Genomic DNA, 12,110 nt, shown 5'->3' on the forward strand with positions numbered 1-12,110 from the left:
TGTAGGACGAAATCATGATCAAGACCCTGAAGCATACGGCTACCCTCGTGTCTCTGCTCGCGTCGGCGAGCGGTGCCGCGGCGCAGGACCAGCTCGTCGATCCCAATACCGTGCGCCCGTCGCGCGAGGCCGGCCGCACCGCGAACGGGCTCGCCATGACGCCGCCGATGGGCTGGAACAGCTGGAACAGATATGGCTGCAAGATCACCGAGCAGACCATTCGCGACGCCACCGACGCGATCGTGAACAGCGGCATGAAGGCGGCAGGCTATCAGTATGTCGTCATCGACGATTGCTGGCACGGCGAGCGGACCGCCGACGGCGTCATCACGGCAGACGCGGCCAAGTTCCCGTCGGGCATCAAGGCGCTCGCCGATTATGTCCATTCAAAGGGGCTAAAGTTCGGCATCTATTCCGACGCCGGACGCAAGACGTGTGGCGGTCGTCCCGGCAGCCAGGGCCACGAATATCAGGATGCGATCACGTATGCGCGGTGGGGCGTGGACTATCTGAAATATGACTGGTGCTCCACCGGCGTCCGCAACGCTGAGGAGGCGTATGCGCTGATGGCGGACGCGCTCCGATCGACCGGCCGGAACATCGTCCTGTCGATGTGCGAATGGGGCAACAACCGTCCATGGGAATGGGGCGGGAAGATCGGCAATCTGTGGCGAACGACGGGAGACATCCGCGACGCCTGGAAGGGACCGGTGACCTATTCGCTCGGCATGATGGACATCGTCGACAAGAACGAGCCGCTCTATCCCTATGCCGGCCCCGGCCATTGGAACGATCCCGACATGCTGGAAGTCGGCAATGGCGGAATGACCGATGTTGAATATCGAACCCATTTCAGTCTGTGGGCGATGATGGCCGCTCCGTTGATCGCGGGGAACGACATTGCCGCGATGACGGCCAGTACGCGGTTAATTCTACTCAACAAGGCGGTCATCGCAGTCGATCAGGACGCGCTGGGTGCGCAAGGACGGCGGGTAAGGGACGACGGCGAAAGCGAAATCTGGGCGCGTCCGCTTGCGAACGGCGATCGGGCCGTGGCGCTCGTGAACCGGAGCGAAGCGCCAGCCCGCATTTCAGTCGCGTGGCCGGAGATCGGCTATCCCGCACGCTTGGCGATGCGGATCGACGACTTGTGGAACGGCACGACCCAGGTTTCGGTCAAGGGCGGCTTTTCGGCCGTGGTCCAGCCCCACGGCGTAACGATGGTCAGGTTGGCGCCCCGCTAGTTACCCTCCGAACGCCGATTCCGGTCGGCAAATGACTGAATGTGCCAGCGCTGGCACAAATCATTTGACTTTGTATGTCGGAAGTTCTTGAAGGCCAGTGCTGATCACATCGCATCGTCATGCTGCGCATTTTGGATCTGCGAGGGCTTTCCTTAGCAAGTTGTCGATTTGCGCGGGGAAGGGAGCAACGACGCAACGGCGGCCAAGCTTCGAACAAGCCAGATCACTGGCACTGAACAGGGAGAGAATGATGAAGTCCCAGATGCGAAAGATGCGGTTGCTCGTCGGCACTGGTTTCGTGGTCGCGACGATGTCGGGTGCTGCGTATGCACAGACTGCCGTGCCCCCAGCGAAGCCGGTTGGCCCCGCGCCCACGACGACGCCTAGTACGCCAAGCGCGAATGCACCTGCCGGTCTGGATCAGACGGCGCCTAACCCCCAAGTCGTCGATGAGACGGGCGACATCGTCGTTACCGGCTTCCGGCAGAGCTTGCAGAACGCCCAGAACACCAAGCGCAATGCCAGCGAGATCGTCGATTCGATCGTTGCCGAGGACATCGGAAAGCTGCCCGACAACAACCTGGCCGAAGCACTTCAACGGGTGCCCGGCGTGCAGATCACGCGCAACCACGGTGAAGGCAGCGGCATCGCGATCCGGGGCCTGACGCAGGTGAGGACGCTGGTGAACGGGCGCGAAGCCTTCAGCGACAACAGCCGCGACCTCAGCCTTGAAAACATACCGGCAGAAGTGCTTGCCGGAATCGACGTCTACAAGAACCCGTCGTCCACGCTGGTCGAGGGCGGCCTCGGTGGCGTCGTCAATCTGAAGACGCGTCGTCCGTTCGACTTCAAGGGTTTCCAGGCCAGCGTAAGCGGCCGCATGAACTACTACGACTTCATTGGCCGAGGAAAGCCCCAGGTCTCGGGACTGATCTCCAACCGCTTCTCGACGGGTATCGGTGAGATTGGGATACTTTTAGGAGCCGCCTATATTCGATCAGCGGGGCGCTTCGACAACCAGGGTGCCGAGCCGTTCAACGACCGCTACAACATCGTCGACTTCAACAAAAACGGCATCTTCGTCGGTCGGACGGGGCCGGCCAACGGCGTCGTCACCCCAGGGCAGGGACCGCTCGATCCCGGCGATCGCGTACTTTCCCCCAACGGCGGCGGCGATACGTTGGAAATCACGGATCGCACTCGCATCGTCTATAACGGCGCGCTGCAATGGAAGGCGAGCGACCGTCTGTCGTTCTTTGTCGAAGGTTTCTACAACAAGTACGACTACACTCAGGACGTGAATCTGGCCTATGCCAACCGAGGGCCGTTGCAGGCGGCTGACGACGCCACGTTCGTCTTCCAAGATGGGACCAACGTGGTGAAGTCTGGATCCTATCGCAACGTCGAGTTCACTTCGAGCGCCAACACCTTCGATCGCAAGTCCTACGTATGGCAGATCGCCGGCGGTGGCTCATGGAATGCCACCGACTTCTTTAAGCTCAGCACGGACATCGCCTATACCAAGGCGCAACGCGTGGACAACAGCAGCGGAACGCGTGCCGGCAACAACGGGAACACCACCGGCACTAGGCTCGACTTTGATACGTCGGGCGATCAGGTCTCGCTCGCGCTATCGGGCTTCGATTTCGGAGATGTCAGCAAGTACCGCTATTTAGAGTCCAGTGCGTCGCGCGAGCAGGCGACGACCGATGGTTTCGCCGGGCGTCTGGACGGCGAATACGAGATTCCTGATTTCTTCGTAAAGTCAATCTCGGTTGGCGGTCGATATACGACGCGCGACGTCGAGCGCATGCAGGGGACGCGCAACCATTTCCCGGTTGCGCCCTCGGGTTCGCCAGCGATCACGTTCCCGGCCACGATATTCCCGCAAGGGCTCGGACCGATCGCCAACTCGAGCGACTTTTTCCGTACCGGCAACGTCCCCAATCCGATCGGCGTCGTCTATGCCGTACCGACGGACATTCAGCGCAATCAGGCGCTGCTCTGCCAAGTGTTCGGTGACACGGTTTGTGCGGTCAGCTACGCGCCGGCGAACACCTACTCTCAGAAGGAGGACACCTACGCAGTCTACGGTCAGATAAATCTGGATCTCGACGTGCTGGGTGTGCCGGTCGACGGGAACATCGGAGCCCGCTATCTGCGGACCAGTTTGTCCACCGTCGGCGTCATTCAACGGCCGAACGGTTCGACGTCGCCGATCGATCAGGACGCCAGCTACAAAAACTTCCTGCCGAGCGCCAACCTGCGGTTCAAGATCACGCCGGAATTATTTCTTCGCTTTGCGGCTGCAAAGCAGCTGACGCGTCCGCAGTTCACGAACCTCAGTCCCACGCTGAACATCTCGTCGTTGGCGGCGAACCAGATCCTTTCGATCAATGCTGGCAATCCGGACCTAAAGCCCCTGAGGTCGACGTCTTATGATGCAAGCCTCGAATATTACTATTCGCGCAGCGGGTACGTCTACCTTTCGGGGTTTTTGAAAAAGGTAAACGGCTTCATCCAGAACACGGTAACGCGTGAGACGGTCAGCCTTCCCGACTTTCCGACCGTGACTCAGGCCGACATCAATCGACCGCAGAACGGCGACAACGGCACAATCAAGGGCTTCGAGGTGGGAACGCAGACTTTCCTGGACTTCCTCCCAACGCCTCTGGATGGATTCGGCATCCAAGCGAACTACACGTTCGTGGACTCCAAGGCACCGAGCCCCATCGCAGGTCAGAGTGTCCCCCTGCAGGGCCTTTCAAAGAACAGCTACAATCTGGTCGGCTTCTACGAAAAGGGTGGGTTCCGCCTGCGTGCGGCCTACACCTGGCGTGACGATTACGTCGAGACGACCACCGGACCCGGCTCCGGCTCCTTACCGATTTACGTCAAGCCCTTCGACCAGCTGGACGCGTCGATCGGTTACAGCATCAATGATCATTTCGACATTTCGTTCGATGCATCGAACATCCTCAATGCTTTGAACCAGACGTACTTCGGCGAAAAGATCAGGCCCCGCTTCAACAACATCTATGACCGCCGCTTCGGTCTGGTTATACGCATCAAGAGTTAAAAGCCCTCCATCCCCTGGAGCCTATGCCCGTGATGGTCCGCCGTCACGGGCACCTTTTTTTAAACAGGGCCCGGGACGAACATGTAAATCTGAAAAAGTTTCTATGCCAAGCGATCCAGACGACATAGATAAGTTCTACAGTTAGATAACGTTTGATTATCATACCCATCTTGTCGGGATCTGAGATGCGCCGATTTGCACCGCTAATATACTGCCTGCTGCCTGTGCTGAGTGGTTGTGGGCAATCAGAGCGTGCGTCTCAGTCGGCGGTGCCGAACACCAAGCCGATCAATTACGGCGCTACCAAGCCAACCCCCGTCAAGCCCTTCTTGACCAAGACGATCGCAACCTTCGATACGCCGTGGGCTATGGCGTTCCTGCCGGATCGCCGGATGCTCGTGACCGAGAAGCCCGGTCATCTGTGGATCGTGACACCCGATGGAGCGAAGAAGGAAGTTGGTGGCGTGCCGGCCGTTCATTACGAAGGGCAGGGTGGCCTGCTTTTCGTCGCGACCTCGCCCACCTTCACACGCGATCAACGCGTGTATCTCACCTATTCGGAGCCCGGCGCCGGCGGTGATGGGCTGGCCTTGGCGATGGCTGCCCTTGGAAGCAAGAACGGCAAACCAGCGTTATTAAATTTGCGCGTTATCTGGCGGCAGCTTCCTCGCGGGGATGGCGGGCAATTTGGTGGGTACATCGCATTCTCGCCCGACGGCCAGCATCTGTTCCTGACCTCCGGCGACCGACAGCGCTTCGATCCCGCGCAGGATCCCAATCAGGCTCTCGGCAAGATTCTTCGGTTGACGCTGGACGGCAAGCCCGCGCCGGGAAACCCTGGAGCGGGAAAGACCGGCACGGCGACCGTGAACGTCATCGACTCCGCCAACGACAGCGATGCGCTTCTCAGATCGTCGGTTCGGCAGGAAAGCGTTCCCATTCCAAACCTTACGCCTGCAGAGACATGGAGCACGGGCCACCGTAATTCGTACGGGCTCGCCTTCGATGACGCGGGGCGTTTGTGGGAAACTGAGATGGGCCCTCGCGGCGGTGATGAGCTGAACCTGATCGAGGCGGGCAGGAACTATGGCTGGCCGATCTCGACCTATGGCCATAACTATGATGGTACACCGATCGCCAAGCCGGGGGCTCATCCCGGACTCACAAGGCCGGTGATGTACTGGGACCCGGTGATCGCACCAGCCGGCTTCGCATTCTACCGAGGGAACATGTTCCCCCAGTGGCGTGGATCCGCGTTCGTGGGCGGTCTCGCCGTGACGTCGCTGATCCGGATCGCGTTCGACGGCATTAGCGCCCGTGAAGCGGAACGTTGGGACATGGGAGCCCGCATCCGATCAGTGATGACAGGCCCAGATGGTGCCCTATGGTTATTGGAAGATGACGGCGATGGAAAACTGGTACGCCTAACGACAAATCGTGCCGGCTGATTACGATGCATAAACTCTTAAGAAAAAGCCGCCCTATCCTTACTTCTTTCGGCGCAAGGCAGGACCGGTTAGTACAAATCACTAATTGTCAATCTTACTTCATGCGGTTCATCATTCTGCGTGAGAGTGTGCTGGCTAAATAAGTTTGCGATCACTACGTGATTTTTGATTTGAAGGTCGCCAGCGGTATCAAGAACGTCGTCGATCGTCTGTACCGCCGTGATGTCAACTGCGGTTTTATATTGGCAAGACTGCGGTAATTACCCTGGTCTTGGTATCGCCGGACGAAAGGCCGTCATCGTTGTACGCCTATAATAACGCAAATTACGGAGTAGTGAATGTCTGAGAAAGGGCAGCAAACCTGGGCGCGAGCGATGGTTACCGAACTCGATGCGATGTTGGTGTTCGCAGATAAGAAATGTGATACGTTACTAGCCGCCAAAGTTGAGGAGGTACGCATTGCCGTGATCGAAAGATACTTGTCTGCAGCCGACTGATTCGCACTAGGAACTCAGGTTCGCGAGTCCAGCATAAGCCTAGGGTCAAGACCCATTGATATGAGCGGCTCGATCTGTTTCAGGCTCCGTGAGGAGACCGAGGATGAGCGATCTGTACTGGCTGACCGACGAGCAGATGGCGCGGCTCGAACCGTATTGTCCCAAGAGCCACGGCAAGACACGGGTTGATGACCGGCGAGTGTTGAGCGGCATCGTTTTCGTCAACCGCAACGGGCTACGATGGTGCGATGCCCCTCGGGAGTATGGCCCACTCAAGCATGTCCTGAGCTTGTCGAAGGGACGCTCTACAACCGGTGGAAGCGATGGGGCGAAAGGGATGTCTTCCTCCGCATAATGGAAGGACTGGCGGCCGCGAGCGCCACGCCGAAGACGATCATGATCGACGCGACCTATCTGAAGGCGCACCGCACGGCGTCCAGCCTGCGGGTTAAAAAGGCGGCCTTGGGCGCCTCATCGGTCGCACCAAAGGCGGTATGAATAAGACGCTGCATGCCGTCACCGATGCAGAAGGCAGACCGCTCAGCTTCTTCATGACCGCGGGCCAGGTCAGCGACTACAGCGGCGCTGCCGCGCTGCTTGATGATCTACCCAAGGCGCAGTGGATGCTGGGCGACCGCGGCTATGACGCAGACTGGTACAGGGACGCCCTTCAGGCAAAGGGCATAACGCCTTGCATCCCGGGGCGAAAATCCCGGATCATCCTGACAAGCGCCGCTACCGAAGCCGGAGCCGTATCGAGATTATGTTCGGTCGTCTGAAGGACTGGCGCCGCGTCGCTACCCGCTACGATCGATGCCCGACCGAATTCTTTTCCGCTATCGCGCTCGCCGCCACCGTCATCTTCTGGCTCTGATCAATGAGTCGTGACCCTAGTCGGGAGGTTGGAGAAGTAACGATCACGCTGCAAGCATTGCACAGCTATTCTTTACCTCCACCGCGTCCGCGCCCAAGCTCTACCTGACAAATCTTTGACGGAACCGCATAGAAGCTGTTGCTGGAATTGTTCGTGGCAGATGCCAAAAGGCAGAGTCTGACTGGCGCCGAGCGGAGCTGCTCCAATATCCCGCCAAGTGTTCTAAACCGTGGCTAACCCACCTCTTCGAATTCGGTGTGGTGGTAGGCGACTGCGATGGTGACCTTACTTTTGATCGCTAGGCACCGTCAAATTGCGCGGACACCAAACAAGTTCTGATGCCTGGCGACAGACGCGTATCTCACCTGGCATCTATGGCGAAGAACGCGGTAGCTTTTTTGTAAGATGTCTCGCTCCTCGGTCACGCGAGCCAACTCACGTCTTAAATGGCGGATCAAAGCGTTCTGGCATCGCCCGACGCCACGTTCGTAAACTACTTCTTGCATGCATACAGCTATTGCGGGCTGCCGCCGGCGCCGCAAAAGCTTGGTTACAGGGTAACCCGATCCGTGATCTGCACCATTGCGCCATGCTTGAACTCATCGCTGTAACGGGCTTTCCCATCGTCGGCTCGTGTCCTTAAAATCAGGACGAAGCCGTGTAGAAATCCCGGGGCTATTTAGCAGTCGCTGAACCTGCATCTAGCGACTGCGCATGGTCCTACATGCGTCCGTGGATCGGTGAAAGCAGCACTGGTGTATAGCGGCACTTGCTGGTCGGCATCCCAGGTGAAGTCGGTCGGAGACCGCCGCTTTGTCATTTTGAAAAGCCAGCATCGCAATAACGTTACATTCCAGTGAAATTTGCGCTTTCAAAGCGGTTACAAAATCAACAAGCACAAAACCCTAGACGTTGGACATGGCCCCTGATAACCCATGAAGAATGGAATTGCGTTCCGCATAATGGTATGATGATTGCTAGTTAGCCGGAAACGAATGTCGCCTCGCAGCCGGCGCATCTCGTAACGGGGGAAGGATCAATGATGAGGTTAATTCTTCCGTGTCGGGCTATATCCAATAATACCGGCCGCGTCTCGTTGCCAGCGACTGAAGAAGTGATCGGCTTGGCTGCGCCCGTATGAACTTGGACGCCCGATCCGCAGACCGCTGTTCCGGCGCAATCGATCGCAGAGCTTGCAAGTGCCAGTTTGGATTAGCTCATCATACCCTGTGCAGTTTACGAGTGCTAATTCGTCACCGCTGGCTACTTCAATCGGGGCCTCGCGCCAGTCGACATGAACGTGGGCGGCCCGGCCCACAACAATATATTCTTGACGGGTGCGACGCGTACGAAATGATTAAATATCCCCGTCGTTTCCCTGCGCGCCGCACCTGCGGCCAGCCATCGCGGTGCGTGGCAATCCGTTTATTCGATCGATCGCGGCATAAGGATCAAGGGCGATGAGCAACCGAGGTGGACCCGATCTCTCCCGGCGGCAGATGCTCGCCACAACTGCGCTAGTCGCGGGGATCCAGGCCGCGGGCGCAACAGCGGCTTTGCCCCTGGCCGAGCCGACGCTCGAGGATGCGTTCCGTTCGCCGCCGCTATCGGCGGGGCCTTGGGTATATTGGATGTGGCTTGACGGCAATGTCACTCCCGAAAGCGTCGCGATCGATCTTCAAGCGATGCATGACGTCGGCATCGCCGGCGCCTATGTACTCGACGTGCTCCAAGGCACGCCGCCGGGGCCGGCGCGCTACATGGACGACAGTTGGCAGGCAGCGTTCCGTGCGGCGGTGCAGACAGCGCGACGGCTGGGGATGCAGATCATCTTTAACCAGGGTGCGGGCTATTACGGCAGCGGCGGGCCGTGGATCACCCCCGAATTATCGATGCAGATCCTAGTGCAGAGCGAGACCCCGGTGATCGGCGGGCGTCAAGTAGTGGTCGCGCTGCCGCGCCCGCCCGTGCCGTCGGACGATGCTCCTGCGTCGCCATGGTACGCCAATGATCCCTTCACCAAGCGCTTTGGCCATCCCGGCGCAGACTATCGCGACATCGCGGTGATCGCGGTGCGCGAGCCGGCCAGCGAACGGGCAACGATGGCCGACGCCACGCCGCAGGTACACGTCGGCGGCAATACCGTCCCGTTGCCAACATCGGAAAAGCCGCTGGTCCTAGCGGACGGCATGACGATGACGATCCGATTCTCCGCACCCTACCGCGCGACCGCGGCGGGCGTGACGATGGCTGATGTGAAAGGTGCGCTGCGCGTCACGATTGCGGTCGAGGTGGAAGGCGCGTGGCATGATCTCGGCACCTTCCCGTTCGCTTCGGAAAACGCGCGTCAGGCAATCGCCTTCGCGCCGATTATAGCTCGGACGTATCGCCTTACCTTCTTGCTCGGTGCGAATGCGTCGGCGGAACTTCACGCCATCGATCTCCACGCGCGCACGCGGGTCGCCGATGCAACGGGGATGAAGCTGCTGACTTGGTACGAATGGAACGGCTATACCGGTGCGGGCAGCGCTCCGCTTGACGCTACTTTGCCCTATGGCGCGCGCGCGATACCTTTGACTGACGTAATCGATCTGACCGCAAAGGCGAAGGACGGAAGTCTGACATGGGACGCACCGGCGGGCGACTGGACGGTATTCCGGATCGGTCATGGCGGCAAGGGTCGGATAATCGGCCCTGTCAGTGAGGATAAGGCGGGACTCGAATCCGACAAGCTCAGCTTGGCGGCGACCGAGCTGCATTTCGACGCCATGGTACGGCCGCTAATGAAGGCGGTCGGTCCCGCCGGGCGTGGCACCGTACGCGGCACGCATATCGACAGCTGGGAAGGTGGCGGCCAGAACTGGACGCCGAAGTTTCGCGAGGAGTTTCGTCGGCGGCGCGGCTATGACCCGGTCGCGTGGCTGCCGATCGTCACCGGGCGGCGTGTGCTCGGCGATCTACACACCACTGAACGCTTCATGTGGGATTTACGCCGCACCGTCTCGGAACTCAGCGTCGAGAATTACTGGGCGCCGATGAAGCGGCTGTCGAACAGTATGGGCCTGGCACTTTCCGCCGAGAGCTATACCTCGATCAGCAATGACATGGATGCAAGCGACTTCGCCGACGAGCCGATGGCAGAGTTCTGGAAGCACACCGGCGAGGGCTTCAACGGCTTTGGCAACACCTGCAAGGCAATGGCATCAGCGGCGCATTTGAACGGCCGCGCGATCGTCGCGGCGGAGGCGTTCACCTCAATCGATACCGAACGCTGGCAGGATCATCCCGGCACACTGAAGGTGATCGGCGATCGCAACCTCGCCAAGGGCATCAACCGCTTCGTCTTCCACCGTTATTCGGCGCAGCGCTTCCCAGGCATCGCGCCGGGGCTGCAGATGGGACCGTGGGGGCTACACTATGAACGCACCCAGACCTGGTGGACTATGAGCCGGCCTTGGCACGTCTACCTCGCGCGCTGCCAGCATCTGTTGCGAAAAGGGCGCAGCGTCGCCGATATCCTACGCCTGCCGTCCGAGGAACCGCTGCTGCGAGTCGAAGACAAGCCCGTCGAAGGATTCGACTACGATCATTGCGGACCGGACATGTTCGCGCAGGCGAAAGTCGAGGACGGTGTGGTCCGGTTTCCTTCCGGTGCCGCGTATAAACTGATCGTTCTGGACCATTTGGGAACGATGACCTTCGCGACGCTGCGCATCATCGCGGCGCTGGTGCGCGGCGGCGCGGCGGTACTTGGTGAGCCGCCGCGCGCGACCCCAGGCCTGACCCAGCGTGAAAAAGCGGACCGGAAACTCGCCGCGCTGGCGCTCGACATGTGGGGCGATGGCAGCACGCTGGACCGCGGCTACGGCAAGGGCAGGGTATTCCGCGGCATGCCCGCGCAGGATGCGCTGGCACGGCTGGGCATCGCGCCCGATTTCGAGAGCGACGTGCCGCTCAACTGGGTGCATCGCCGCGACGGGGATCGCGACGTGTATTTCGTCGCCAGCGAAGCGCCGCAGCCGGTACTCGCCAATTTGACGCTGCGAGCGGCCGGGCGCTGTGCGCTTTGGGATGCCGAAAGCGGCAGGATCACGGCTTGGCCCTATGCCACACCCGGCGTGGACGGACGGACCCGGCTCAGCGTGCCGCTCGCTGCCGAAGGATCGTTGTTCGTGATCGTTCAACCAGGCGAGGGCGAGCGGATCGACGCGGTCGAGTGCGACGGGGCAACGCTGTTCCGCGACGGCGTCGGGCAGGCATCACTCGCGCCGCTGCTCGCGCCCTCGCCAGCGCCGCCCGCCGCCGGCCGCTATGTCGTTCGGCGATCGAACGGGACTACGGCCCGAGCGATCGCTGCACCTGCTACGCCGCAATCGGTGCAGGGACCTTGGGTAGTCAGCTTTCCGTCCAAAACAGGTGCCCCGGCGCGGACAACGATGGCGATGCTGCGGTCGCTGCACGAAGATCGCGATCCCGGTATCGCCCATTTCGCCGGCATCGCCAATTATCGGACTAGCTTTGCGGTGAAACCCGTGATGGCAGGGCAGCGACTGTGGCTCGATCTCGGCCGCGTCGCGGTCGCGGCCCGGGTGCTATTGAACGGGCACGATCTCGGTATCCTGTGGCGAGCGCCCTACGCGATCGACGTCACCGACGCGGTACGCAGCGGCGACAACCAGCTTGAGATTGAGGTTGCGACCTTGTGGATTAACCGACTGATCGGCGACGAAGAACTGCCGTCGGACGCGGAGCGGTGGGAAGCGGGGCCGGGCGTCAACTCCCGTAACATCGGCTCCCTCAAGACCTGGCCGCAGTGGGTGATTGACGGTAAGCCCAGCCCGACCGGGCGTATCGCCTTTTCGACCTGGCGGCTTTACCGCAAGGGCGAGCCGCTGGTTCCGTCAGGGTTGATCGGCCCTGTGCGGATCGTCACCGGGGTCACGCCGCTCGCCTGATCCGGCGGCGGCG

Annotated in this window: 5 protein-coding genes and 1 pseudogene; all 6 read left to right on the forward strand. The window is 60.3% G+C overall.

The features are described 5' to 3' along the window. The first annotated feature begins 14 nt into the window (after positions 1-14). The gene (locus O6Y00_RS16270) at positions 15-1,244 is read left to right on the forward strand and encodes a glycoside hydrolase family 27 protein (protein ID WP_353443642.1); all 1,230 of its coding nucleotides are present in this window, start codon (positions 15-17) and stop codon (positions 1,242-1,244) included. 250 nt (positions 1,245-1,494) lie between these two features. After that, positions 1,495-4,323: a TonB-dependent receptor gene (locus tag O6Y00_RS16275; RefSeq protein ID WP_353443643.1), complete on the forward strand. Its 2,829-nt coding sequence runs from the start codon at positions 1,495-1,497 to the stop codon at positions 4,321-4,323. 269 nt (positions 4,324-4,592) lie between these two features. Further along, the gene (locus O6Y00_RS16280; protein WP_353443644.1) at positions 4,593-5,771 is read left to right on the forward strand and encodes a PQQ-dependent sugar dehydrogenase; all 1,179 of its coding nucleotides are present in this window, start codon (positions 4,593-4,595) and stop codon (positions 5,769-5,771) included. 338 nt (positions 5,772-6,109) lie between these two features. Then, the gene (locus O6Y00_RS16285) at positions 6,110-6,268 is read left to right on the forward strand and encodes a hypothetical protein (RefSeq protein WP_353443645.1); all 159 of its coding nucleotides are present in this window, start codon (positions 6,110-6,112) and stop codon (positions 6,266-6,268) included. 103 nt (positions 6,269-6,371) lie between these two features. Continuing rightward, positions 6,372-7,142, forward strand: a pseudogene (locus O6Y00_RS16290) (IS5 family transposase). 1,460 nt (positions 7,143-8,602) lie between these two features. After that, a complete protein-coding gene (locus O6Y00_RS16300; protein ID WP_353443646.1) occupies positions 8,603-12,097 on the forward strand; it encodes a glycosyl hydrolase in 3,495 nt (1,164 codons plus the stop codon). The last annotated feature ends 13 nt before the right edge of the window (positions 12,098-12,110 follow it).

This window comes from Sphingomonas faeni, from assembly GCF_040407565.1.
Classification (GTDB): Bacteria; Pseudomonadota; Alphaproteobacteria; order Sphingomonadales; family Sphingomonadaceae; genus Sphingomonas; species Sphingomonas faeni_F.

Coding starts and splice junctions, on each gene's coding strand:
- O6Y00_RS16300 (WP_353443646.1), top strand. CDS start 8,603: ATGAGCAACCGAGGTGGACCCGATCTCTCCCGGCGGCAGATGCTCGCC.
- O6Y00_RS16270 (WP_353443642.1), top strand. CDS start 15: ATGATCAAGACCCTGAAGCATACGGCTACCCTCGTGTCTCTGCTCGCG.
- O6Y00_RS16275 (WP_353443643.1), top strand. CDS start 1,495: ATGAAGTCCCAGATGCGAAAGATGCGGTTGCTCGTCGGCACTGGTTTC.
- O6Y00_RS16285 (WP_353443645.1), top strand. CDS start 6,110: ATGTCTGAGAAAGGGCAGCAAACCTGGGCGCGAGCGATGGTTACCGAA.